Source organism: Weissella halotolerans DSM 20190 (assembly GCF_000420365.1).
Classification (GTDB): Bacteria; Bacillota; Bacilli; order Lactobacillales; family Lactobacillaceae; genus Weissella; species Weissella halotolerans.
In genome coordinates this window covers 254,646-281,292 of record NZ_ATUU01000002.1, presented here as the reverse complement: position 1 = coordinate 281,292, position 26,647 = coordinate 254,646, and the positions used below count along the sequence as shown (strand labels likewise).

General features: G+C 43.8%; 19 protein-coding genes, 4 tRNA genes and 1 pseudogene. All 24 read left to right on the top strand.

Annotation, left to right across the window (positions count from 1 at the left end; all coding sequences use genetic code 11):
* Nucleotides 1–69: 69 nt before the first annotated feature.
* Complete coding sequence (locus G414_RS0104030) at nt 70–480, top strand: pyridoxamine 5'-phosphate oxidase family protein (RefSeq protein ID WP_022791577.1); 411 nt, start codon at nt 70–72, stop codon at nt 478–480.
* A 186-nt stretch (nt 481–666) separates the two neighbouring features.
* Nucleotides 667–1,959: a solute carrier family 23 protein gene (locus G414_RS0104025; protein WP_022791576.1), complete on the top strand. Its 1,293-nt coding sequence runs from the start codon at nt 667–669 to the stop codon at nt 1,957–1,959.
* A 285-nt stretch (nt 1,960–2,244) separates the two neighbouring features.
* Complete coding sequence (gene atpB / locus G414_RS0104020) at nt 2,245–2,955, top strand: F0F1 ATP synthase subunit A (protein WP_022791575.1); 711 nt, start codon at nt 2,245–2,247, stop codon at nt 2,953–2,955.
* 29 nt (nt 2,956–2,984) lie between these two features.
* On the top strand, nt 2,985–3,209 hold the full coding sequence (gene atpE / locus G414_RS0104015) for a F0F1 ATP synthase subunit C (RefSeq protein ID WP_022791574.1): 225 nt from the start codon (nt 2,985–2,987) through the stop codon (nt 3,207–3,209).
* 24 nt (nt 3,210–3,233) lie between these two features.
* Nucleotides 3,234–3,752 (top strand): F0F1 ATP synthase subunit B, encoded by a 519-nt coding sequence (gene atpF, locus G414_RS0104010; protein WP_022791573.1) that lies wholly within the window; start codon nt 3,234–3,236, stop codon nt 3,750–3,752.
* Nucleotides 3,752–4,294 (top strand): ATP synthase F1 subunit delta, encoded by a 543-nt coding sequence (gene atpH / locus G414_RS0104005; protein WP_022791572.1) that lies wholly within the window; start codon nt 3,752–3,754, stop codon nt 4,292–4,294. Before atpF ends, atpH begins: the two co-directional genes overlap by 1 nt.
* Nucleotides 4,295–4,360: 66 nt before the next feature.
* Nucleotides 4,361–5,875 (top strand): F0F1 ATP synthase subunit alpha, encoded by a 1,515-nt coding sequence (atpA, locus tag G414_RS0104000; RefSeq protein ID WP_022791571.1) that lies wholly within the window; start codon nt 4,361–4,363, stop codon nt 5,873–5,875.
* 16 nt (nt 5,876–5,891) lie between these two features.
* Nucleotides 5,892–6,779: a F0F1 ATP synthase subunit gamma gene (locus G414_RS0103995; RefSeq protein WP_022791570.1), complete on the top strand. Its 888-nt coding sequence runs from the start codon at nt 5,892–5,894 to the stop codon at nt 6,777–6,779.
* A gap of 32 nt (nt 6,780–6,811) precedes the next feature.
* A complete protein-coding gene (gene atpD, locus G414_RS0103990; protein WP_022791569.1) occupies nt 6,812–8,212 on the top strand; it encodes a F0F1 ATP synthase subunit beta in 1,401 nt (466 codons plus the stop codon).
* 19 nt (nt 8,213–8,231) lie between these two features.
* Nucleotides 8,232–8,651 carry a F0F1 ATP synthase subunit epsilon gene (locus tag G414_RS0103985; protein ID WP_022791568.1) on the top strand — a complete coding sequence of 140 codons (420 nt, stop codon included), beginning with the start codon at nt 8,232–8,234 and terminating at the stop codon, nt 8,649–8,651.
* A 103-nt stretch (nt 8,652–8,754) separates the two neighbouring features.
* On the top strand, nt 8,755–9,999 hold the full coding sequence (locus tag G414_RS0103980) for a D-alanyl-D-alanine carboxypeptidase family protein (protein WP_022791567.1): 1,245 nt from the start codon (nt 8,755–8,757) through the stop codon (nt 9,997–9,999).
* A 21-nt stretch (nt 10,000–10,020) separates the two neighbouring features.
* Entirely contained in the window at nt 10,021–10,791 is a 771-nt protein-coding gene (locus G414_RS0103975) for a M15 family metallopeptidase (protein ID WP_022791566.1), read from the top strand.
* Nucleotides 10,792–10,877: 86 nt separating this feature from the next.
* A complete protein-coding gene (locus G414_RS0103970; protein ID WP_022791565.1) occupies nt 10,878–11,528 on the top strand; it encodes a deoxynucleoside kinase in 651 nt (216 codons plus the stop codon).
* Between the two features lie 24 nt (nt 11,529–11,552).
* On the top strand, nt 11,553–12,851 hold the full coding sequence (gene serS, locus G414_RS0103965) for a serine--tRNA ligase (RefSeq protein ID WP_022791564.1): 1,299 nt from the start codon (nt 11,553–11,555) through the stop codon (nt 12,849–12,851).
* 212 nt (nt 12,852–13,063) lie between these two features.
* A tRNA-Leu gene (locus tag G414_RS0103960) sits at nt 13,064–13,145 on the top strand.
* 27 nt (nt 13,146–13,172) lie between these two features.
* A tRNA-Thr gene (locus G414_RS0103955) sits at nt 13,173–13,245 on the top strand.
* A gap of 6 nt (nt 13,246–13,251) precedes the next feature.
* Nucleotides 13,252–13,323, top strand: a tRNA-Gly gene (locus G414_RS0103950).
* A gap of 34 nt (nt 13,324–13,357) precedes the next feature.
* Nucleotides 13,358–13,431 (top strand) — tRNA-Arg (locus tag G414_RS0103945).
* A 128-nt stretch (nt 13,432–13,559) separates the two neighbouring features.
* Nucleotides 13,560–14,036, top strand: coding sequence for a CtsR family transcriptional regulator (locus G414_RS07735; RefSeq protein ID WP_022791563.1), 477 nt, complete (start codon nt 13,560–13,562; stop codon nt 14,034–14,036).
* 2 nt (nt 14,037–14,038) lie between these two features.
* Nucleotides 14,039–16,546 carry an ATP-dependent Clp protease ATP-binding subunit gene (locus G414_RS0103935; RefSeq protein ID WP_022791562.1) on the top strand — a complete coding sequence of 836 codons (2,508 nt, stop codon included), beginning with the start codon at nt 14,039–14,041 and terminating at the stop codon, nt 16,544–16,546.
* Nucleotides 16,547–16,802: 256 nt separating this feature from the next.
* Nucleotides 16,803–20,423, top strand: a complete 3,621-nt coding sequence (gene rpoB / locus G414_RS07250; protein ID WP_081634563.1) for a DNA-directed RNA polymerase subunit beta — start codon at nt 16,803–16,805, stop codon at nt 20,421–20,423.
* A gap of 146 nt (nt 20,424–20,569) precedes the next feature.
* Nucleotides 20,570–24,241, top strand: a complete 3,672-nt coding sequence (rpoC, locus tag G414_RS0103925) for a DNA-directed RNA polymerase subunit beta' (RefSeq protein WP_022791560.1) — start codon at nt 20,570–20,572, stop codon at nt 24,239–24,241.
* Nucleotides 24,242–24,394: 153 nt separating this feature from the next.
* Nucleotides 24,395–25,579, top strand: a pseudogene (locus G414_RS07245) (iron-containing alcohol dehydrogenase).
* Nucleotides 25,580–25,703: 124 nt separating this feature from the next.
* Nucleotides 25,704–26,570, top strand: coding sequence for a methyltransferase domain-containing protein (locus tag G414_RS0103915; protein WP_022791559.1), 867 nt, complete (start codon nt 25,704–25,706; stop codon nt 26,568–26,570).
* Nucleotides 26,571–26,647: the final 77 nt, after the last annotated feature.

Sequence of the window (26,647 nt, the reverse complement as noted above, 5' to 3'; positions counted from 1 at the left end):
TTTACTCATCAACCTGCTAGACTAAAAGAAGTAAGTAATGTAAACAACTGAACTAGAGAGGGGATTAGGATGACTAAGTTGACAGAGTATGTGGCAGCGGCCCAGCACATGATGGTATTAGGAACCGCCGTGGACGAGCAACCATCTGTGCGGGTGGTTGGGTTTGCCCAAGATGCAAAAGCAGAAAATATCTTTTATGTTGTTTCTGCACCGAAAACACCAAAATTAGCGCAAATCCAACACAATAAACAAGTCGCCTTTGTAACTTTCCCTGGTCCAGGGGGTAAGCGTATTTCAACCAATCAAGCAAGGGCCAGCGTGTCATCAAAAACGTGGCCTGAGATTGCGCCACTGTTTGCTGATAGCGAAGGCTTTAAACAGGGACATCCACATCCAGAAGATGAAGTCATTATTGAGATTCAAGCTGCTTCACTCTTATTGGATTCCTTTGTGGAACCAGCTGAAGTGATAAGCTATTAGGCTTGCTCTTTAATGAAGGGTAGCGTATACTAAATAAAAATTTGTTGTGCTTTAAACCAGTCCTGTGAGACTGATAAGCAGCTACTATTCTTGTTGGTTCATGAATTAATCGAACTTAGCTAGAGCTGGTACCTGCGGGGACCAGCTCTTTTTGCTACCACCGTTTTTTAAATTGAAGGAGAGAAAATGACGAAGCAAGTACATGATGTTGTCTTAGATGTTGATGATCGGCCAAAATTCTTCCAGTGGTTAGGCCTGTCCTTACAACATATGTTTTCAATGTTTGGGTCGACGGTTCTCGTACCTCTATTAGTTGGTTTGAATCCCGGAATTGCATTGTTTTCTTCTGGGGTGGGTACCTTATTACATATTTGGATTACTAAGAAAAAGATTCCAGCTTATATGGGGTCATCCTTCGCCTTTATTGTACCGATGGTATCGTTAATGAAGACGACAGGTTACCCTGGCGTGGCTGCCGGTGTGATTGCTGTGGGGGTTGTTTATTTAATTGTGGCGGCAGTTGTGGCACTCATTGGTACCGATTGGATTGAGCGCTTATTACCACCGATTGTGGTGGGCCCAATTATTATGGTTATTGGATTATCATTATCTTCTTCTGCGGCTCAATCAGCAACAGTGCTAAACGGTCATTATGATTTGCGAGTTTTTGCGGTAGCAATGATTACCCTAGGTGTGACTATATTCTTTAATATGTACTTATCAGGGTTTATGGGGTTAATTCCTATTCTATTGGGTATCGTGGTTGGTTATCTCTTTGCGCTTTGGTTTGGCCTAGTCGACTTGAAACCAGTGACTGAGGCTGCCTGGCTAGCTTGGCCAGATTTTGATATTCCCTTTATTGATTACCAGCCGCATATGTATTGGAATGCCATTATTGTTATGGCACCAATTGCCTTAGTAACGATTACTGAGCACTTGGGACATTTAATGGTCTTAGATGAATTAACTGGCCGGGACTTTATTAAGAATCCGGGTCTACACCGTACGCTGGCCGGCGACGGCGCGGCCTCCATCTTTGCCGGCTTAGTTGGTGGTCCTTCTGTGACATCGTACGGTGAAAACATTGGGGTTATGGCTATTACCAAGGTGCATTCCGTGTATGTTTTGATTGGGGCAGCGCTATTTGCGATTGCCTTCTCATTTGTTGGTAAGTTATCAGCCCTCATTCAGTCTATTCCAGGTGCAGTAACTGGTGGTGTCTCCTTTTTACTATTCGGGGTCATTGCAGCCTCAGGGTTACGTATTTTGGTTGAAAACAAAGTTGATTTTAATCTAAAGCGCAATTTGATGATTGCTTCAGCTGTGTTGGTAATTGGTATTGGAAATGCCTACTTGCAGGTGGGAACAGGCAGTCAGGTAGTACAGTTTTCTGGGGTTGCGATTGCAACGGTCCTAGGCATTGTTCTTAATTTAGTTTTGCCTCAGGAAGCAGCATCAGAGCGTCAACTACATTCATAATCAGATAAACATAAAAGGTCTGTTTGTTAAACAAACAGACCTTTTCCTAATGTCGGGCTAAATACCAGTCTATAGCCTCTACAAACAAGTTGGATAAAAAAAGTTTGTGAAAAAAAGAACCAAACACCTATCTGCCTAGTCTTTGTATATTCACAATATCTAAACTGCAAATTTTTTTAATTGAAAATCAAAATGGAAGAGGTTAGTATAATGATATATTGATGACGGAGCCACCTAGGTGACTGACTGTTACCAATGAAAAGGGAGAAAAGGGGGTGAATCTCTGTGGGTGAAAAGACCGCATCATTTAGTATTGCGGGGCTAACATTTGACTGGCCAGTTATTATTTCAGTGACCATTACGATGGCCATTGTGTTTTTTGTTCTCTATTGGATGGCACATAAGTTGACCATGAAACCAAAGGGCAAGCAGAATGCATTGGAAATGATCATTGACTTTACTAACGGCATTGTGGAGACATCGTTGCCAAATCAAATTGGTAATAATTTAAAGTTCTATGCTTTCACATTATTTATGTTTATTTTTATGGCTAATCAAATTGGGCTAATCTTACATATTAGTGTAGACGGCGTAACTTTTTTGAAGAGTCCTACAGCTGATCCGTTAATTGCCTTAACGTTGGCCTTAATTTCAATTGGTATCTCACATTACCTTAGTGTGAGTCAGTTAGGATTTAAAAAGTATGTAAAAACAGTATTTCTAAGTCCGTACCCTGCTTTATTACCAATTAACTTGATTGATCAGTTCACCAGTTATATGACCTTAGGCTTACGGCTTTTTGGTAATATTTTCGCTGGTGAAACTGTGTTGGCGCTACTTTGGCAATTTGCTAAGGCAGCGGGATTATTGTCGCTTGTGCCGGGAATGTTAATGACAATCGTATGGATTGCCTTTTCACTCTTTATTGGTGCAATCCAGGCATATGTCTTTGTTACACTGACGATGGTATATACGTCAGAAAAATTAGAAGTATAATATAGAACCTATTCAGGAGGATATACGTCATGACAGGTAGTTTAGCAACGATTGGTGTTGGTTTGGCTGCTGCGGGAGCCGCTATTGGTGGAGGAGTTGGTAACGGATTAGTTATCTCAAAGATGCTAGAAGGGATGGCTCGCCAACCAGAATTAGAAGGAAAGTTACGTTCAAACATGTTTATTGGTGTCGCCTTGATTGAGGCCGTGCCAATTATCGCTATTGCGATTGCATTCATGTTGTTAAGCAAATAAGCAAAACATGGAGGCCAACTAATTATGTTAGATCAATTTATTCTAGCGGGTGCTAGTGAAGGGTTGGCTCTGGGTAACTTGTTGTTCGTCTTGGTTGCCTTTTTACTCCTCATGCTACTTCTAAAGAAGTTTGCCTGGGGTCCAGTTACCAAGATGATGGATGATCGTGCGCAAAAGGTAGCAAATGATTTAGATACGGCACAAACGCAACGTGAGCAAGCAGAACAATTAGCTACAGCGCGGAAAGAACAATTAGCTGCGGCCCGACAGCAGGCTAATCAAATTGTTTCTGACGCTAAAGATGCAGGCAAGAAGCAAGGTGCACAGTTGATTGCTGATGCTCAAGCGGATTCGAAAGCCTTAAAGGAACGTACGGCTGCCCAGATTGAACAAGATCGTAATGAAGCGATGACGCTGGTCAAAAATGATGTGGCTGATTTGTCGGTTACGATTGCCCAAAAGATTATTCAAAAAGAATTGAACTTGTCAGACCAAAAGGCATTAATTGATGCCTATATTGATGGATTGGGAGAGAGCAAATAATGGCAATGAATCGAGTAGCGGTTGCTAAGCGCTATGCAGTTGCATTATTTGAATTAACCCATGCGCAAGGCACTGATGAAACGACAGCTAGTGACTTGCAAGCAGTGTTGATGGTTATCCAAACTGACCCAACCTTGATGAAGGCCTTAACAGCTCCTAATATTACTGAGAATGCCAAGCAGAATCTGCTAAAGACTTTAGGCAGTCAAAGTACTGACTTAGTCCAGCGATTATTGGCCTTGGTTTATACGAATGGGCGTATAACGTTGTTACCGGTCATTATTGACCAGTATCAACAGCTGATCGATCAATCTATTCAACATGTACGAGTGGAAGTGACAACGGCCATTCCATTAACTTCTGATCAGGAAACAAAATTGACTGAAAAATTAAAGCAGCAATTTGCTGCCAAGTCGATTAGCCTGGATCAAGTTGTTGATGAGCATATCTTGGGTGGAGTGATTGTGAAAGCCCGTAATCAGGTTTTGGATGGGTCTTTAGCAACTAAATTAGCAACTATTCATCAAAAAATCCTGAGCTAGTAAGCAACGTATGATATAAATCAACGTGCTAAAGAACACAAGATTAAAGAAAGAGGAACTGTGGAAATGAGCATTAAAGCTGAAGAAATCAGTTCCCTCATTAAGAAGCAATTAGCTAACTATCAAGACGAATTAAAAGTAGAAGAAACTGGAACCGTAACCTATGTTGGTGATGGAATCGCACGTGTTGACGGCTTAAATGACGTTTTGGCGGGCGAGCTGGTTCGTTTTGACAGTGGCGTTTATGGCATGGCGCAAAATTTGGAGTCAAATGACGTCGGTATTATTATTTTAGGACGTTATGATGACATCCGTGAGGGTGATACGGTAACGCGTACCGGTCGTGTCATGGAAGTGCCTGTTGGTGAGGAACTGATTGGACGTGTAGTGAACGCTTTGGGACAGCCAATTGATGGCCTAGGTCCAATTAATACGAATAAGACGCGTCCTGTAGAAGCAAAAGCACCTGGAATTATGCAACGGCAATCTGTCTCAGAGCCTTTGCAAACTGGAATTAAGGCTGTTGATGCCCTAGTTCCAATTGGTCGCGGACAACGTGAGTTAATCATTGGAGATCGTAAGACTGGTAAAACATCTATTGCGATTGACACTATCTTGAATCAAAAGGATCAGGATATGATTGCCATTTATGTAGCTATTGGGCAAAAGGATTCAACGGTCCGTGCCCAAGTGGAAACACTACGTAAATATGGTGCCTTAGACTATACCATCGTGATTTCAGCTGGGCCTTCTGAGCCAGCTCCTATGCTCTACCTAGCGCCTTATGCTGGTGCTGCTATGGGTGAGGAGTTCATGTACAATGGCAAGCATGTTTTGATTGTTTATGATGATCTATCAAAGCAAGCTACAGCTTACCGTGAGCTGTCGTTAATCTTACGTCGTCCGCCTGGTCGTGAAGCCTACCCTGGTGACGTTTTCTATCTACATTCACGATTGCTAGAGCGGGCGGCCAAGTTATCTGATAAGTTGGGTGGTGGATCAATGACGGCGCTGCCGATTATTGAGACCCAAGCGGGTGATGTATCAGCTTATATTCCAACCAACGTTATTTCGATTACCGATGGTCAAATTTTCCTAGATGCTGACGAGTTTTATGCCGGCATTCGACCAGCCATTGATGCTGGAACATCTGTTTCGCGTGTTGGTGGTGATGCGCAAATTAAGGCCATGAAGAAGGTTTCAGGAACCTTGCGTTTGGATTTGGCTTCGTTCCATGAACTAGAATCCTTTGCCCAGTTTGGCTCTGACTTGGATGAAGCCACCCAAGCTAAGTTGGCCCGTGGTCGTCGGACTGTTGAATTGTTGAAGCAACCATTGCATCATCCTTTGGCAGTTGAAGATCAAGTTGTGTCATTATACTCACTGACGCATGGTTACTTAGATGATGTGGCGGTAGAGGATATTCAACGTTTTGAAACAGAACTGTTAACAGCGATGCACTCATCACATGCCGACTTGTTGGCAACGATTGTTGAAACTAAGGCCCTGCCTGATGCTGATCAGTTAAATGAAGCCATTGAGGCATTTAAGACGACGTTTGTTCCAACAGCGAAGAAATGAGTAAAGGAGGGCAGAAATGACAGCTTCTTTACAAGGAATCCAAAGACGGATTAGTTCAACGCAAAGTACGCGTCAAATCACGAATGCGATGAAAATGGTCTCTACTGCAAAATTGGCTAAGATTCAGCGTTCTGGGGACGGTTATCGGGTTTATGCTAGTTACTTACAGAATGTGGTGGCTCATTTAGCTAAGGCCCATTTAGGTGATGTGTCAGGTACGCTCTTAGAAACACGTGCCGCTAAAAAGATTGGTTATTTGGTCGTAACTTCTGATCGGGGGCTAGTTGGTGGTTATAACTCGACGTTGATTAAAGCCGTCATGGCTGATATTCAACAACGCCAACTAAGTAAGGATCAATTAGTAATCTTAGCCGTTGGTGGTAACGGAGCTGACTTCTTTAAGAAGCGTGGTTTTAATGTAGCCTACGAATATCGCGGTGTTTCAGATGTACCCGATTTTAATGAAGTCCGTGGAATCGTAAAAATGGTAACGACTATGTATGATAATGAAGTGTTTGATGAACTAGAGGTAGCTTATCAACACTTTGTTTCGCGAATTTCAAATGAAGTTCGGGTAGTAAAGATGTTGCCCGTGACCACAGATGATTTGGAAGCTAAGGAAGAAAATCCCGATACGGTACCACCAGAGTATGATTTTGAACCATCACCAGAAGATGTCTTGGAAGTCGTATTGCCTCAGTATGCACAAAGCTTAATTTACGGCTCTATCTTGGATGCCAAAACGGCTGAACATGCGGCTTCGGTCACTTCCATGTCAGCGGCTTCTGATAATGCTGAAGAAGTGATTAATAAGCTCAGACTTGAGTTTAATCGTGCACGACAAAGTGCTATTACGACTGAAATAACAGAAATTACAGGTGGTATGGCTGCCCTGGAAGATTAGTGGCAGACAGCCAAATATAGAAAGGAAAAACAATGAGTACCGGACAAATTGTTCAGATTATTGGACCGGTTGTCGACGTTGCCTTTCCAACAGATGCAAAACTTCCAACTATTAATAACGCCTTGATCGTGGATAAAGGCGATGGTAAGCAACTAACAGTTGAAGTCTCAATCGAGTTGGGTGATGGTGTTGTGCGAACAATTGCCATGGATTCGACTGATGGATTGCAGCGTGGAATGTCGGTAACAGACACAGGAGCGCCGATTGAAGTACCAGTTGGTAAGGAAACACTAGGCCGGGTCCTCAATGTATTAGGTCAACCCGTCGATGACGGAGAACCTTTTGCAAAGGATGTAAAGCGGATGCCAATCCATCGGGCTGCACCAGAATATGATGAATTAGCAACTTCAACGGAAGTGCTAGAAACAGGAATCAAGGTCATTGATTTACTGGCTCCATATATTCGTGGTGGAAAGATTGGTCTTTTCGGTGGTGCTGGAGTTGGTAAAACCGTGTTGATTCAAGAGCTTATTCATAACATCGCTCAAGGTCATAACGGAATTTCAGTCTTTACGGGTGTTGGAGAACGAACCCGTGAAGGTAATGATATGTACTATGAAATGAAGGCCTCAGGGGTCTTAGCGCAGACGGCCATGGTTTATGGTCAAATGAATGAGCCACCGGGTGCCCGGATGCGGGTAGCCCTAACCGGATTGACAATTGCTGAATATTTCCGTGATGTAAACCATCAAGATGTTTTACTCTTCATTGATAACATCTTCCGTTTCACACAAGCTGGGTCTGAAGTGTCAGCTTTGCTTGGCCGAATTCCATCAGCCGTTGGTTACCAACCAACATTAGCTACAGAAATGGGTCAGTTACAGGAACGGATTACATCAACTAAGAACGGTTCAATCACATCCATTCAAGCGGTGTATGTGCCAGCCGATGATTATACTGATCCAGCGCCGGCTACAACCTTCGCTCATTTGGATGCAACAACTAACTTGGAGCGTTCTTTGACGCAGCAGGGAATTTATCCAGCCGTTGATCCATTAGCATCAACCTCAACGGCCTTAACGCCTGAAATCGTTGGTCAAGAGCACTATGACGTTGCTTCTGAAGTACAACGCGTTTTGCAACGGTATCGTGAGTTGCAGGATATCATTTCTATTTTGGGGATGGATGAATTGTCAGACGAGGAGAAAACCTTGGTTGGTCGGGCACGCCGAATTCAGTTCTTCCTATCACAGCCATTCTCAGTGGCTGAAACCTTTACTGGGGTAAAGGGTGAATATGTGCCAGTTGAAGAGACGGTACGTTCTTTCAAGGAAATCTTAGAAGGAAAATATGACCAATACCCAGAAGAGGCTTTCCGAAATGTTGGTGCCATTGAACAGGTAGCTGAAAAGGCTGCTAAAATGAACGCATAGTGGAAAGTGAGGGCTGATCATGGAGGACGCACATAATTTTAAGGTAGCGGTCGTGACGCCTGCTGGTAAGGTGTTTGATTACGGCAAAGCAACCTTGGTTGTCCTACATACTGTTTCTGGTGAAACAGGTGTGATGGCTAATCACAATCCCTTTGTCTCGGCATTGCGGATCAGTGAAGTAAAAGTTAAAAATGATGACGAAGATTATCAAGAGTTATTAGCCGTTAACGGTGGCTTTGTTGAGTTTACGAATAATCAATTAACGATTGTAGCAGATGCAGCTGAAAAGGCAGCCGACATCGATGTGAACCGGGCTGAGACTGCCCGGCAACGTGCTGAGCGTCGTTTGAAAGAAGCGCATGATAAGCGTGAGCAGGACCGAGCACAAGCGGCTCTCTTACGTGCGGTGAATCGAATTCATGCGGCTACTGGTCGTTAGTAAAAAAGCTCCCTTTGGGGGCTTTTTTTATGAGCAAATACGTAATTAAAATAGGGTTTGCTATAATGAATTTCAGTACGTTTAAAAAGTAAAGGGGAATGTAATGAAGGGGATGAGCAAACTGGTAACCGGTCTGGTGGGGGTCATGATCGGAATGGTACCAATATTGAGTTCAGCAGCTGTCATAAAGCCGCAGGTACAAACGCGTTCAGCAGTAGTAGTTGATCAAGTTACAGGTCAAGTGTTAGCAGATAAGGATGGCGAAGAGCGTTTGCCAATTGCCTCTTTATCTAAATTAGTGGTGGTCTATCTAGTTGCCCAGCAGCTTAAGCAAGGCAAGCTGCAGATGGAACAGTCAGTTTATGTGCCAGAAAAAATTGCCCGTTTTACTCAGACGGGTAATTTAGATACGGTACCGTTGACGAGTGAACATCCTTATACTGTTCGTGACCTTCTAACAGCCGCCTTATTGCCGTCGGGTAATGGTGCTGCCATGACCTTGGCGAATTTAGTAGCTACTAGCCAAGCAGCCTATAATCGACGCGCCGAGCGACTTTTAACTAGTTGGGGCATTAAAGGGGTTCATTGGTATTCGGCTGCTGGTTTATCAGAAGCCGACTTAGGCCCTTTTAAAAGTTCAAAGATTAGTCCAAAAGCAGAAAATAAGTTGTCAGCCCGTGAAGTGGCCCTGGTAGCACAGCATCTAGTCCAAGATTTTCCGCAGGTAGTTTCAATTACCGCACAAAAACAAGCCCAGATTCCAGATTTGAATGGACAAAGTAAGACGATAAAAAATAGTAATCAATTGGTTGGTAATCGGCGCTATCAGATTCGTGGTTTAAAAACGGGTCAAACGCCGGACGATGGGACGAACTTGGTCACCATTGCTCAGGTGAAAAGGCGACCAGTGATTACAGTGGCCTTAAATACTGGTCAGCAGGGGCGTCAAGTTGTTTTTTCAACTACGCTGAGCCTATTAGATCAGGTACAGGCACAGACAAAGACAGTGGTTTTAAAACAATTAAAGGGGCGGTCAACGCTTAACCTGTTAACTGCAAAAAATCAGCAAGTGCCAGTCAAAGTAGCCGCACCGGTAACTGTTTTTGTAGCCCGTCAGGAAGAAAATGAGGCAACCCTTAAATTAATTCAGCCAGCAGCAAAAGCAAAGTTACCGCAAGCACCACTTAAAAAGGCTAGCCAGGTTGGGCAGGCAGAGCTTGTCTTTCAGAACAAGCAGGATGCTGACTTCTTACAGAATCAGGCGCCTAAGCCACCCGTTGTTACCAGCCAACCAGTTAGTCGTGCTAATTGGTTGGTTCTGTGTTGGCGAAGGTTGGGGCTGGGATAGTGGATAGAAAGGTGGAAGCGTATGAAGCAGTATAGCAAACGTGCAGGCTGGGTCAGTTTAGTTGTCTTACTTATGTTGGTGATGATTGGTGTTGGTTTAAGTAGGCAAAACCAAGATCAGATGAAAACGGACAAAGTCAAGCAGGAAGCGGCCTATAAGTCGTCTAAGGCAGAATCTTTACCGAAGACGGCGCAATTGGATAATCCAGACCTGCGGTTAGTAAATAGTCACTACCCTTTAAAAAAAGAGTTGTCTTTTCAAAAGGCAACCTATGCTGGTCAGACTTTTGATCAACGGATTCAAAAACCACTAATGGCCTTTTTACAGGCAGCACGTGATGTAGGTTATCCGGCTACTTTAGTTTCAGGCTATCGGTCGATTGCCTATCAAAAAGAAGTGTTTGCCCGTCAAGAAGAGCAGTATCTTAATCAAGGTGACAGTGAAAAAGAAGCCTATAAAAAAACACGGGCCTATATTCAAACCCCTGGTGCTAGTGAGCACCATACTGGTTTAGCTGTGGATATTATGACCGACAGTTATTGGGATCGTACCCATGGTTTAGATTCAGAGTCTGATCAAGAAAAAGGTCAGCAGTGGCTTATCCGGCATGCGCCTGACTATGGCTTTGTCTTACGGTATCCCAAGTCAGCAGCGGCAGTAAAACAGACTGGCATTGCTTATGAAAGTTGGCATTTTCGCTACGTTGGACTAGCAAATGCTCACTACATGGCCAAACATCACTTAACATTGGAAGAATATGTGCAGCAAATTAAGCAGGCGGGGCAAAACTAAGTTTAAGAAGTAGTGGTTATGTCTGACAGGCTGACATTCTTTTGGTAAAATAAAGCCTAGAAAACATTTAGAAAGCAGGAACTTTAATGATTGTATTATCAGGCACGATTGGTGCAGGCAAGACCAGCCTTACGACGATGTTGGCTGATCACTTAGGGAGCAAGGCCCTTTATGAGTCCGTGGATGATAATCCGATTTTGCCCTTGTTTTATGAAAATCCAAAGCGCTACGGGTTCTTATTGCAAAATTATTTCCTAAATAAGCGTTTAGATAACATCTATGATGCGCAGGACAGTCCCTTAAATATTATCGACCGATCGATTTATGAGGACCAATTGCTCTTTCAATTAAATGCTGATATGGAACGGGCCACCCAGACGGAAGCTGACATCTATTCGGACCTGTTAGATAATATGATGGAACAAGTTGATCATTCTGAACATGCCTTACAAAAGAATCCCGGACTATTAATTTATATTTCGGTTTCCTTTGAGACAATGTTGAAACGGATTCAAAAGCGGGGTCGAAATTTTGAACAAATTGATCATGATCCAGCACTATATGATTATTACCAACAGTTAAATCAGCGTTATGCAGCTTGGTTTGATCAATATGACCGTTCACCTAAGTTGAAAATCGATGGGGATCAGTATGATTTTGTAGAAGATCCTAAAGCGGCCAAGGCTGTGTTAACGATGGTTGATGAGCAATTACGTCAGCTTGGTTTACTAGTTTAACCTTAATCCTAAGGAGGAAATGGAATGATTGATATTAAGTTAATTCGGACACAGCCTGACTTGGCTTCTAAACAATTGGCAACGCGTGGCGTTGAACCAGGCGTGATTGAGGCTATCGTAGCAGATGATAGTCAGCGGCGAGCATTGTTAGTCAAGGTTGAGCAATTAAAGGCAGATCGTAATAAGGTGTCTGAAGAAATTGGTTTGAAAAAGCGTAATAAGGAAGATGCCACTGATACGATTGCCAAAATGCAAGCTGTAGCGGCGGAAATCAAGTCTTTAGATGAGGAAGTTAAGGCTCTTGATACATCTTTGCATAATCGCTTATTACACCTGCCTAATATACCTAATCCAACTATTCCGGTTGGACCAGATGAGGCCGCCAATCGTGAGGAGCGTAAGTGGGGGGCCATTCGTCAATTTGATTTTAAACCCAAGGCCCATTTTGAGCTTGGTGAAGACTTAGGTATTTTAGACTTTGAACGGGGTGCTAAGGTGTCGGGAGCCCGCTTTGTTTATTATATTGGTCAAGGTGCACGGCTTGAACGCGCAGTTTATAATTTCATGTTGGATGAACATCAAAAAGAAGGATATGTAGAAGTTATCCCACCATACCTTGTCAAAGATGCTGCTATGGTTGGAACAGGCCAATACCCAAAGTTTGAGAATGATGCTTACCGGGTGGGCGCACATGATGAAATGACCTTAATTCCAACGGCCGAAGTACCATTGACTAACTATTATCGTGAAGAAGTGATTGATGCTGATGAATTGCCAATCTCAGTGACAGCCTTAACACCAGCCTTTCGACAGGAAGCTGGGGCTGCCGGTCGAGATACGCGAGGATTGATTCGGATGCATCAATTTAACAAGGTGGAGATGGTTAAGTTTGCAAAACCGGACCAATCTTACGTGGAGTTAGATAAAATGGTGGCTAACGCTGAAAGTCTCTTGCAAAAGTTAGGCTTACCTTATCATGTGATTACCTTATCCACTGGTGACATGGGCTTCTCAGCGGCAAAGACAAATGATTTAGAAGTTTGGTTACCAGCGCAAGATGCTTATCGAGAAATCTCTTCTGTTTCAAATACAGAGTCCTTCCAAGCGCGCCGGGCTCGGATTCAATACCGTGATGAAGAAGGCAACTTGCAGTTTGTTCATACGTTAAATGGATCTGGCTTGGCGGTTGGCCGGACGGTTGCCGCAATTTTAGAAAATTACCAAAATGCTGATGGTACAGTGACAATTCCGGATGTTTTAGTTCCTTATTTTGGCGCTGATAAAATTGTTCCTGAAGCAAACCTTTCAAATATTATGAAATAAAGATTTTAGCTCGGCTATTTGCCGGGCTTTTTCTTTGCTGATAGGCCTTGCTTTTTATGTATGAAGTCAGTATACTTAGTCTTGTTGCTGAAAGTTAATCCTTTTACTAATTTTTCTTCATAAAAATAAATTAGGTAGGGGTTGACACCTTAGCTGATAATTGGTATTATATAAAAGTTGTTTCGAGCGAAAGTTCGACATAATGATGCGTTGCGGATGTGGCGGAACTGGCAGACGCGCTGGATTTAGGTTCCAGTGCCTTCGGGCGTGCAGGTTCGATTCCTGTCATCCGCATATATCTCAATGTTATTTTGAGAATATGCCGACTTAGCTCAGCTGGCAGAGCACTTCACTAGTAATGAAGGGGTCGCTGGTTCGAATCCAGTAGTCGGCATCATATGCGAACGTAGTTCAGTGGTAGAACATCACCTTGCCATGGTGGGGGTCGCGGGTTCGAATCCCGTCGTTCGCTTCGGTTCTTATGCGAACCATAAATTTAATATATTGCACCTATAGCGCAATTGGATAGAGTGTCTGACTACGAATCAGAAGGTTGCAGGTTCGACTCCTGCTAGGTGCACTACGTAAAACCATCAAGTTTACTTGATGGTTTTTGTCTTGTCTATTAAAGTGGCTTTGACTAATATTGACATTAAAAGGGGCTCCGGTTTATAATTATGGTCAACAATAGTCAAGGAGATGGGGCAGATGACGGCAGATAACATGTCTGATTGCATTGAACAGTATTTAAAAGCAATTTTGACCAAGGATAAGCACATCGAAATTAAACGGGCTAGTATTGCCGAACAGTTTGATGTGGTACCGTCACAAATCAACTACGTGATAAAAACCCGTTTTACTCTACAAAGAGGCTATTTGGTTGAATCCAAACGCGGAGGTCGAGGTTATATTCGCATTGAACAGGTGGCGCCCGGGGCCGATGATGCCTATCTGAGGGCAATGGTTGCAAGTTTGGGCGATTTAACGACGTCTAGCCAGGCTGATGAAGTGTTAGATTGCTTGATGCAAAAGGGTCTGTTAACAAAGCATGAGCAAAGTCTGATTGGGGCCTTGTTAAGTACGGAGGCCTTAACGTTTGGTAATGTTCAAAAAGCAAATGCTTTGCGGACGCGCTTGTTAACCCAGTTGTTAAATCGATTACGATTTGAAAGTGAGCGTGGATAACTATGAATAATGAATTTACAGAGAGTGCACAAACAGTATTAGAATTAGCGCAAGAACAAGCAAAGCGGTTTAAGCATCAGGCAGTGGGGACTGAACATTTGCTCTTAGCTTTAACCATGGAAAAAGATGGCATTGCTAATCGCGTTTTGGAACAGTTTCAAGTAACTGAGGATTTGGTACGAGAAGAAATTGAGAATTTTACAGGTTACGGAAATTTGAATCGCCAGGCAGAGGACGGCTACTTGCCTTATTCACCTAAAGCGGCTGATGTTTTGACCTTGGCTAGTCGCCAATCTAAGGAATTGGCCCAAACCAAAATTGGGACTGAACACTTCCTATTGGCCTTGCTAGCAGATGACACTATCTTGTCATCACGGATTCTACTGGCCTTGGGCGTTAACCTAGGTGAAATGCAACGAGTGATTTTACAAAAATTGGGTATTAGTATTACGAATCAGCAACGTAATCGTCGCCGGGGCTTCAACCGACGCCGTGGTCAACAGGCCCAACAGGCAGAGGGAACACCATTACTAGATTCATTAGCTACTGATATGACGCAAAAGGCCCGTGACCAGAAGATGGATCCCGTTATTGGACGAGATAAAGAAGTTAAGCGCGTTGTGCAAATCCTATCTCGACGGACTAAAAATAATCCGGTCTTAGTTGGAGAGCCTGGAGTTGGTAAGACGGCCATCGCAGAGGGGCTGGCTCAACGGATGGTTGCCGGACAGGTGCCAACAGACTTAGCCAATAAACGGTTGATGATGTTAGACATGGGTTCGCTGATTGCGGGCACTAAATACCGTGGTGAATTCGAAGATCGAGTTAAAAAAGTGATTGAAGAAATTCAGCACGATGGCAAAGTAGTGCTTTTCATTGATGAGCTCCACACGCTTATTGGTGCTGGTGGTGCAGAAGGGGCGATTGATGCTTCCGATATTTTGAAGCCAGCCCTGGCCAGGGGAGATTTACAGACAATTGGCGCTACCACCCTTGATGAATATCAAAAGTATATTGAATCAGATGCAGCCTTAGAGCGTCGATTTGCTCAGGTATTGGTTAATGAACCCAGTGCTGATGAAGCGGTTGCTATCTTACGTGGTTTGAAGCCGCGTTATGAGGCCTTTCATCAGGTTGCTATTCATGACGAAGCAGTAACGGATGCGGTGAAGTTGTCCCAACGGTATATTAGTGATCGCTACTTACCAGATAAGGCCATCGATTTAATGGATGAAGCAGCGGCTAAAGTTCGGATTGAAGCATCTGGGCATAAGACTGAGTTAGCGTTGATGACTGATGAATTAAAGAAAATACAACGTGCTAAAGAAACGGCTATTGAACGTCTTGATTTTGAAAGGGCAGCTTCTTTGCGGCAAATGGAAATGGATCAGCGGGCAGTGATTCGAGATTACCAAGCAAAGCAAGCGGAAGAAGCCAAGACACCGCATTATGATTTAGAAATGACGAGTCACGATGTGAACGAAATTGTTGCTGAACAAACAGGTGTTCCTCTTGAACAGATGGAAAAATCAGAACAAGAACGTTTATTAAATCTTGAAAGGGTCTTGCATCAGCGGGTAATTGGCCAAGACGAAGCGGTTTCAGCGATTGCGCGTGCCATTCGTCGAGCTCGATCAGGGCTTAAAAGTCCTAACCGGCCGATTGGGACCTTCATGTTCTTAGGTCCTACCGGAACCGGGAAAACAGAGTTAGCTAAGGCCTTGGCTCAAGCTGTCTTTGGTTCTGAAGATAACTTAATCCGAGTTGATATGTCTGAATATCGTGAGGCCTATTCAGCTAGTCGTTTAGTTGGTTCGGCACCTGGTTATGTTGGTTATGATGAAGGGGGACAGTTAACCGAAAAGGTACGACGCCATCCTTATTCAGTAGTGCTCTTAGATGAGGCGGAAAAGGCCCATCCAGATATCTATAACTTGATGCTACAAGTCTTTGATGATGGATATTTAACGGATGCTAAGGGGCGCAAGGTTGACTTTAGAAATACCATTATTATTATGACTTCTAATTTAGGGGCTACTCGTTTACGCGATGAAAAGAAGGTTGGCTTTGGTTCAATTAATCCATTGGATGATTATGAAGCTATGCAAGCTGTGATTAAGGACACGCTCAAGCAGACCTTCCGTCCTGAGTTTATCAACCGGTTGGATGAAACAGTGGTCTTCCATAGTTTAGGCAAGGAAGAATTACGTAAGATTGTAAAACTAATGGCGCAAGACTTGATTAATCGGGTAGCTGAACAAGGTGTCACAGTGAAGTTAACACCCGCGGCCATTGATTTGGTAGCTAAGGCAGGGTTTGATCCGGAATATGGAGCCCGCCCTATTCGACGAGCTTTACAAACTAAGGTCGAAGATAAACTATCAGAGGAGTTATTGGCTGGTCATGTCACAGTAGGTGATCAGGTTACGATTGGGGCTAAACAAGGTGAAGTGACCATCCGGGTGAAAGAAAATAGCCGGGCTGGTCAACCAACCTTAGTTGAGGCCTAGCAGCATGAAGAAAGTGTGGGGTGTAGACCTTGCACTTTCTTTTGATAAGCAGTACAATAAGGGTTAGTTTAATTGTGCAAATAAAATGTTGGTCAGGAAATATTGTCCCTGATCGGCTTCATAAAGGAGACAAGAGCATTTTTATTGAAATGCTGTTGTCTTTTTTGCACTTAAAATTCAGTTTTTTACGGTTGGATTGGTCATTTGTAACCAAATTGTAAGAAACGGAGTGCGTAGTTGGCCAAATCAAAGTGAGGTGGAAAACTTGGTAGGAACGCTTGTTAAATACGGTAAACACCGTGTTCGTCGTAGTTATGCGCGAATTAAGGAAGTCCTTGATTTGCCTAACTTGATTGAAATTCAAACGGATTCATACAACTGGTTTTTGGATGAAGGATTGCGTGAAATGTTTACGGACATCATGCCAATCGAAGACTTCCAAGGCAAGTTGTCACTGGAATTTGTGGACTATAAGCTCTTAGAGCCTAAGTACACAATTGAAGAGGCACGGAACCATGATGCAAATTATTCGGCACCATTGCATGTGACCTTGCGATTAACTAATAAGGAAACTGGCGAAATCAAGTCTCAAGATGTATTCTTTGGCGATTTCCCATTGATGACCCCACAAGGAACCTTCATTATTAATGGAGCAGAACGGGTTATTGTTTCACAATTAGTTCGGTCACCCGGTGTTTATTACACCGAAGAGCCAGATAAAAATGGCCGGCCAATTTATGGAACGACCTTTATTCCTAGCCGTGGGGCTTGGATGGAATTTGAAACGGATGCCAAGGGATTAGATTACGTGCGAATTGATCGTACCCGTAAGTTACCAATGACTGAGTTGGTACGGTCCTTAGGTTATGGATCTGATTCTGAAATCCTACAAATTCTGGGTGAGGATTATGATTCTATTAATCTGACCCTAGATAAGGATGTTCACAAGGATATTAACGATTCACGTGTTGAAGAGGCCTTAAAGGATATCTATGAGCGTTTACGCCCAGGTGAACCTAAGACTGCTGATTCATCACGGTCTTTGTTAACTGCGCGTTTCTTTGATCCTCGTCGCTATGACTTAGCTCCTGTTGGTCGTTATAAGATCAATAAGAAGTTGTCACTAAAGACCCGTTTGATGGGCTTGACCTTAGGTGAAACTTTAGCTGATCCTGATACAGGTGAGGTCTTATTTGAAAAAGGTACCCTCATTGATAAGCGAGTTATGGGCAAGTTAGCTCCTTATCTTGACCGGGATGATTTCAAGACGGAAACGCATATTCCAGCTGATGAAGGTGTTGTAACGGAGCCAATGGTGCTACAACGCATTCTCGTGCAAGATCCTAATGATCCAGAAAAGACACTACCAATGATTGGTAATGGTCATTTTGATGAGTCAGTACGGACATTGAAGCCTGCCGACATTATTGCTGGCATGAACTACTTCTTGAACCTACAACTAGGATTAGGCGCAGTTGATGATATTGACCACTTGGGTAACCGCCGTATTCGTCGTGTTGGTGAGCTGTTGCAAAACACTTTCCGAATTGGCTTAAGCCGGATGGAACGAGTTGTTCGTGAGCGGATGTCAATTCAAGATCCGGACACTGTTACGCCACAGCAGTTGATCAATATTCGCCCTGTTGTTGCAGCTGTTAAGGAATTCTTTGGTTCCTCACAACTCTCACAATTCATGGATCAAACCAATCCATTGGGTGAATTAACTAATAAGCGTCGTCTTTCAGCCCTTGGTCCTGGTGGTTTGACCCGTGACCGGGCCGGTTATGAAGTTCGAGACGTTCACTATACGCATTATGGTCGTATGGACCCTATTGAAACGCCTGAAGGTCCTAACATCGGGTTGATTAATTCCCTAGCAACGTATGCCCGGGTTAACCGGTATGGCTTTATTGAAACGCCATACCGACGTGTCTCTTGGGATACACATAAGGTAACGGACAAGATTGACTACTTGATGGCTGATGAAGAAGATAACTTTGTGGTAGCCCAAGGAAATTCTGTCTTGAACGATGATGGTTCCTTTGCTACTGATACGGTTTTGGCACGTAAGGGTGATGAAAACGTTGAAGTACCAATTGAACAGGTTGACTACATGGATGTGTCACCTAAGCAAATCGTTGCGGTCGCAACAGCGGCTATTCCTTTCTTGGAAAACGATGACTCTAACCGTGCCTTGATGGGAGCTAACATGCAGCGGCAAGCCTTGCCACTGATTAAGCCACACGCTGCCTTAGTAGGAACTGGTATTGAGTATAAGGCTGCTCATGATGCCGGTGTTGCGATTATTGCTAAGTATCCAGGAACTGTTGAGTACGTTGATGCACGTGAAATTCGTGTACGCCGTGAAGATGGTTCTTTGGATAAGTATAAGTTGATGAAGTTCCGGCGTTCGAATGCTGGTAAGAACTACAATCAAACACCAATTGTAGCGGTTGGCGATAAGGTTGACGCTGATGAAGTCCTAGCCGATGGTCCAGCTATGGAGCAAGGTGAATTAGCCTTGGGACAAAACCCATTAATTGCCTTCATGACTTGGCAAGGTTATAACTTCGAAGATGCCATCATTATCAATGAACGCTTAATTCGTGATGATACCTACACGTCAATTCATATTGAAGAATATGAATCAGAAGCACGTGATACAAAGCTTGGACCTGAAGAGTTCACTCGTGAAATTCCAAATACCGGTGAAGATCAGTTAAAGAATCTTGATGAACGCGGTATTATTCGTGTGGGAGCCGAAGTCCACGATGGAGACATTTTGGTTGGTAAGGTAACGCCAAAGGGTGTGACTGAGCTTTCAGCTGAGGAGCGTCTTTTGCACGCAATCTTTGGTGAGAAGGCACGGGAAGTACGTGATACTTCTTTGAAGGTTCCTCATGGTGGTGGCGGTGTCGTCCAAGATGTTCGCATCTTCACCCGTGAAAACGGGGATGAGTTAGCACCAGGGGTTAACATGATGGTTCGGGTTTACATTGCCCAGCGCCGTAAGATTCAAGTTGGTGATAAGATGGCCGGCCGTCACGGTAATAAGGGTACGGTTTCAGTCGTTGTCCCATCCGAGGACATGCCATATATGCCTGACGGTACGCCAATTGATATCATGCTTTCCCCAATGGGTGTGCCATCACGTATGAACATCGGACAAGTACTAGAACTTCACCTTGGAATGGCTGCGCGTGAGTTAGGTATTCATATCGCTTCGCCTGTCTTTGATGGTGCTCGAGATACAGATATTTGGGATGCCTTAAAGGAAGCTGGATTGCCAGCTGATGGTAAGTCAGTGCTTTATGATGGTCGTACGGGTGAACCTTTCGATAAGCGAATTGCGGTCGGAGTCATGTATTATATGAAACTGGCCCACATGGCTGAAGATAAGATTCATGCGCGTTCAATTGGACCTTACTCACTTGTTACCCAACAACCTTTGGGTGGTAAAGCACAATTTGGTGGCCAACGATTTGGTGAAATGGAAGTTTGGGCGCTAGAAGCTTATGGAGCTGCACATACCTTGCAAGAAATCTTAACGTATAAGTCCGATGATGTGGTTGGACGTGTTAAGACCTATGAAGCTATTGTTAAGGGTGAACAAATTCCAAAGCCTGGTGTACCTGAGTCCTTCCGTGTCTTAGTTAAGGAATTGCAGGCACTAGGTCTAGACATGAAGGTCTTAGACGCTGACCATCAAGAAATTGAGTTACGTGACTTAGATACTGAAGAAGAAGATGAAGTGGTTAACCTAGATAAGGATAAGACCCCTACTGATCAAGCAGTTGATGCTCAATTCAATAAGGATGACGAGTCAGCTAATGCTGACGGGGTTATCACGTCTGATGGTAATATTGAAAAAAAGTAACACGATATAAGTTTAGATAAGCAAGCCTAGTCGATACGCTAGGCTTGTGGTGAGTGGCGACGAACAGGTCTTCATCACTACTCACTACAGGCTTAGCTGCGTCGATGAACTTACTTCTAAACGAAACCTAGAAAGGGGTCACACCATTGATTGATGTCAATAAGTTTGAAAGCATGCAAATTGGCTTGGCTAGTCCAAACAAGATTCGCAGCTGGTCTTATGGTGAAGTAAAGAAGCCCGAAACAATCAATTATCGAACACTTAAGCCTGAAAAAGATGGCTTGTTTGATGAACGAATCTTTGGTCCAACCAAGGATTACGAATGTGCTTGTGGAAAGTACAAGCGGATTCGTTATAAGGGTATTGTCTGTGATCGTTGTGGCGTTGAAGTAACGTCATCAAAGGTTCGCCGTGAGCGGATGGGTCACATTGAATTAGCTGCACCGGTGTCTCATATTTGGTACTTTAAAGGCATTCCATCACGAATGGGCTTGGTACTTGATATGTCACCACGTTCATTAGAAGAGATTATCTATTTTGCTTCATACGTTGTTACTGACCCTGGTGACACACCATTAGTAAAGAAACAGTTGCTTTCAGAGCGTGAGTATCGTGACTTAAAGCAACAGTATGGTGATGCCTTTAAAGCAGGTATGGGAGCTGAAGCAATTAGAACCTTGTTAGCGGATGTTGATTTGGAAACTGAAGTTGACGAGTTAAAGGCACAGTTGCGGGAAGCAACTGGCCAAAAGCGTGTGCGGGCGGTTCGCCGTTTGGACATCTTGGAAGCCTTTTTAAAGTCTGGTAACAAGCCAGAGTGGATGGTCATGGATGTTGTGCCAGTTATTCCACCTGACTTACGGCCAATGGTTCAATTGGAAGGTGGTCGCTTTGCCACTTCTGACTTGAATGACTTGTACCGGCGGGTGATTAACCGTAACAACCGGTTGAAGCGTCTCTTAGAATTGAATGCACCAGGTATTATTGTCCAAAACGAAAAGCGGATGCTTCAAGAAGCCGTTGATGCCTTGGTCGATAATGGCCGTCGTGGTCGTCCTGTAACGGGTCCTGGTAATCGTCCTTTGAAGTCACTTTCGCACATGCTGAAGGGTAAGCAAGGCCGTTTCCGTCAAAACTTACTTGGTAAGCGTGTTGACTATTCAGGTCGTTCAGTTATTGATGTTGGTCCATTCTTGAAGATGAACCAAATGGGATTACCTGTCAGCATGGCGGTTGAGTTATTCCGTCCATTCATTATGCGTGAATTAGTTAAGCGGGACTTGGCTGGCAATATCCGGGCTGCTAAGCGTAAGATTGATCGGCGCGATGATGATGTGATGGATGTATTGGAAGATGTTGTTAAAGAACATCCTGTGCTCTTGAACCGTGCGCCTACTTTGCATCGTTTGGGTATTCAAGCCTTCGAGCCAGTCCTAGTTTCAGGTAAGGCGATGCGCTTGCATCCTTTGGTTACTGAGGCCTACAATGCCGACTTTGACGGTGACCAAATGGCCATTCATTTGCCATTGTCAGACGAGGCGCAGGCCGAAGCACGTCTCTTGATGTTAGCTGCTGGTCATATTTTGGCACCTAAGGATGGAAAGCCAATTGTGACGCCTTCTCAAGACATGGTTATTGGTAATTATTACCTAACGACCGAAGAGGCTGACCGTGAAGGTGAAGGCATGATCTTTAAGGATATTAATGAGGCCCGGACTGCTTTACAAAACGGCTATGTGCACTTGCATACCCGGATTGGGGTCCAGACGTCTTCATTCCCAGCAGAAAAGCCATTCACTGATGAGCAACGTTCTAAGATTATGACAACGACTGTTGGTAAGTTAATCTTTAATGATATCTTGCCAGTTGACTTCCCATACTTGAATGAACCAACTGAAGCTAACTTATCTCGAATTGATGATAAGTACTTCCTCGAGCCAGGTGAGAACATAAAGGAACACTTCAAGAACACGCCAATTCTTGAACCTTTCAAGAAGGGTTACCTTTCTGATGTTATCGCCCAAGTTTACAAGATCTATAAAGTTACTGAGACATCATTACTTTTGGACCGCATGAAGGATTTGGGTTATGCTGAATCAACTAAGTCTGGTTTGACGGTTGGTGTGGCCGATGTCACTGAATTGAAAGAAAAGCCTGAAATTATTGCGGCTGCTCATGATAAGGTTGCTACGGTTACCAAGCAGTTCCGGCGTGGTTTGATTACGGATGAAGAGCGTTATGAGCGGGTTATCGATATTTGGAACCGGGCTAAGGATGATATCACTGAAAAGTTGATTGAACATTTTGAACCAGATAACAACATCTTCATGATGTCTGATTCTGGTGCCCGTGGTAATATTTCTAACTTCTCTCAATTGGCTGGTATGCGTGGTTTGATGGCTGCGCCTAATGGTAAAATCATGGAGTTGCCAATTATTGCCAACTTCCGTGAAGGCTTGTCAGTTTTGGAAATGTTCTTCTCAACCCACGGTGCTCGTAAGGGAATGACTGATACGGCCTTGAAGACCGCCGATTCTGGTTATATGACCCGTCGTTTGGTTGATGTTGCCCAAGATGTTATTGTCCGTGAAGAGGACTGTGGTACCGATCGTGGTTTGGATGTGGCTGCCATTATGAATGGTAACGAAGTCATCGAGCCACTTTATGATCGTATCTTGGGTCGTTTTGCCCAGAAGGAAGTGGTCGACCCAACTACTGGTGAAGTCATTGTTAAGCATAACGAGATGATTACTGAGGATAAGGCTAAGCAAATTGTTGAAGCCGGCGTGCAAACAGTTAACATCCGTTCTGTCTTTACTTGTAATACAGAACACGGTGTCTGTGTACGTTGTTATGGCCGTAACATGGCTACTGGTGAAGTGGTTGAAGTTGGTGAGGCTGTCGGTACTGTGGCTGCCCAATCAATTGGTGAGCCAGGAACGCAATTGACTATGCGGACTTTCCATACCGGTGGTGTTGCCGGAAACGATATTACCCAAGGTCTTCCTCGTGTGCAAGAAATCTTTGAAGCTCGTAACCCTAAGGGTCGTGCCATTATTTCTGAAGTAACCGGGGAAGTGAAGTCCATTGAAGAAAATCCTTCTGATCGGACCAAGGAAGTGACGATTGAGGGTGAAACTGATACACGCATTTATACCTTACCAATGACTGCCCGGATGCGAGTCGCTGAAGGTGACCACATTCACCGTGGTGAGACCTTAAATGAAGGTTCTGCCGATCCAAAGGAAATGATCCAAGTCCGTGATACTTTGGCAACTGAAAACTACCTAGTTGATCAGGTGCAAAAGGTTTATCGGATGCAAGGTGTGGCCATTTCGGATAAGCATATTGAGGTTATGGCCCGGCAAATGTTGCGTAAGATTCGCGTAATGGATCCCGGTGAGACTGATTTGTTGCCAGGTACCTTATTGGATATTGCTGATTTCCGTGAAGCTAACATTAAGCCTTTGCGCGAAGGAAAGATTCCAGCAACTGGTCGACCAGTTTTGCTTGGTATTACCAAGGCTTCATTGGAGACCAACTCATTCTTGTCAGCTGCCTCCTTCCAAGAGACAACGCGTGTCTTGACGGATGCTGCTATTCGCGGTAAGAATGATCCATTAGTTGGTTTGAAGGAAAATGTTATTATTGGAAAGCTGATTCCAGCTGGTACTGGTGTGAAGGCTTACCAGGCTATTCAACCTGAAGTGGTTGCAGACCCTGTGGTAGCCACTGATGATGCAGAGAACCTGGTTTCTCTATCAGATATTGAGCAGTCAATGCACTCTGGTAATTCAGGTGAAGAAGCTTACGAATAAGGCTGTATAAATTAAAATCTCATCTTAACTTAACTGAGTTAGGATGAGATTTTTTTCATAATTTAAAGATTAGTCCTTGCGAATTATACTTACAAATAGTAAACTAGCACCCAAAGGTTAGGCTAGTAAACATGATACGAAGGTGAGGTTATGATGGAAAATTTTCAGATTCAAAATCAAACGGATATTCGTTTTGGTGCTAATCGTTTTCAAAAAGAATTGCAGACCGTTCTTGCACAGTTTGGTCAGCGGGTACTACTGGTTTACGGTGGTGGTTCAATTAAAAAAAGTGGGCTTTATGATCAAGTGATGACGGCTTTAGAGGACTTTGATATCACTGAATTAAATGGTATTGCGCCCAATCCTAAGATTGATTCAGTTCGTCGGGGCCAAGCCCTTGTTAAAGAGCACGATATTCAAGTTATTTTGGCAATTGGTGGCGGATCTGTGATTGATGCAAGCAAAGTGATCGCTTCATCGCGCTACTATGAAGGAGACCCTTGGGATTTAGTTAAAGATGCCAGTCTAAGAACCGACCTTGATCAATTACCAGTAGTCGATATCTTGACCTTAGCGGCCACGGGTACTGAGATGAATTATGGTTCTGTTATTTCAAATCCTAATACGCATGAAAAGTTAGGAACAGTCGGTCCTAATCGACCAGCCGTTTCCTTTGAGGATCCTACCTTAACCTATTCTGTCTCGGCTTGGCAAACGGCGGCCGGTTCAATTGATATCTTCTCACACTTAGCCGAGCAGTACTTTGATTAAGCTACTGGCACTGATGTTCAAGATGGTATGATTGAAGGCATAATGCGTGCGGTTATTAAGTGGGCTCCAGTGGCCATTGAAGAACCAAATAATTATGATGCACGTGCTAACTTAATGTGGGCATCCACGATGGCCTTAAATGGGCTTGTTCGTACAGGTGAGCGTAACGGCTGGACAGTTCATCCAATCGAACATGAGTTATCTGCTTATTATGATATTACGCATGGGGTCGGATTAGGTATTTTAACCCCACGTTGGATGAAGTTTGCCTTGAATGAGCAAACAGAGGCTAAATTCGCTCGTTTTGGTCGACAGGTCTGGGGATTGAAGGGTGATGATGATCAAGTTGCCCAGGCGGCTATCCAAGCGACTTATGACTGGGTGAAGTCACTAGGTGTTCCAACGACCTTGCCGGGTGTTGATATTAATGAAGAAACGCACTTTGTGCCAATGGCGAACTCGGCCGTAAAGGTTGGTCACTTAGAGCAACAAGCCTATGTGCCAATGACATCTGATGATGTGGTGGCCCTTTATCAAGCTTCAATGACGACCGATGGCTTTGAATAAACCGGCTAAATAAAGGTCTAATAAATACAAAAGACTGGTCATGATAGGGCGACCAGTCTTTTTTGTTAGCACGTATCTGCGGTATACTGGAAACGAGAACATTTACATTGAAAAGGGAAAGTACATGAAAAAAATTGATGGAGCAGCAAACTTTTTAGCGCAAGAAGTGACTAAATTTAAATGTCCAGTCTGTCAGCAACCTTACGTCAGTGTGCAAGGACATAGTATTGTTTGCGGCCAGCATCACCAGTTGGATTTAAATAAAAAGGGGTCTTTAAACTTTTTAAAGCATCCTGCTAGTACAGAATATGATGATGCCATGTTAGCTGACCGGCGACGTGTGCTAGCAGCAGGGCTCTTTGATGGTATTATCACTGCAGTTAGCCAGACCTTACCACAGAAAACACAGACAATGTTAGATGTTGGGACTGGCGAAGGAACACCTTTAGCCAACTTATTGGCACTACGTCGGAGCTACCAAGATACTGCCTTTGGCTTTGATATTTCAAAAGCCGGCATAAACTTAGCCACCCAGCTTAACAGTCCCGCCTTTTTTTTGACGGCTGATTTAGCTCAGTTGCCCTTTGTTGACCAGAGTTTTGATAGTTTAGTTGAGTTCTTTTCACCAAGCGCCTATGCGGAATTTTCACGGGTGCTAAAGCCAGGTGGGCGCTTGATTAAAGTGGTACCAGCCAAAGGGTACTTACACGAGTTACGAGAGCAACTTTATCCAAGTTCAAGTCCCCAGCATACCTATAGTAACCAAGCAGTCGTAGAACGTTTTTTTGAACATTATCCAAATGGACAGGTAGCCTCAGTTCAGTATGACTGGGCGATTCCCACTGACCTTTATCAATCCCTACTTCACATGACCCCCTTGCATTGGGGAGCTCGACATGAGGCACAACTTGCGGCTGAACAACGACCATTAAAGTCGGTCACAGTTGATGTGGTTTTACTAACAGGAACGGAACCAACCCATAAAAGTTAATTTTTTCTTTTATTTAGCTAGAAAAATGCCACTATGTTCGTTAAAATGGTAAAAGGTATTATTTCTATCAGTTATAG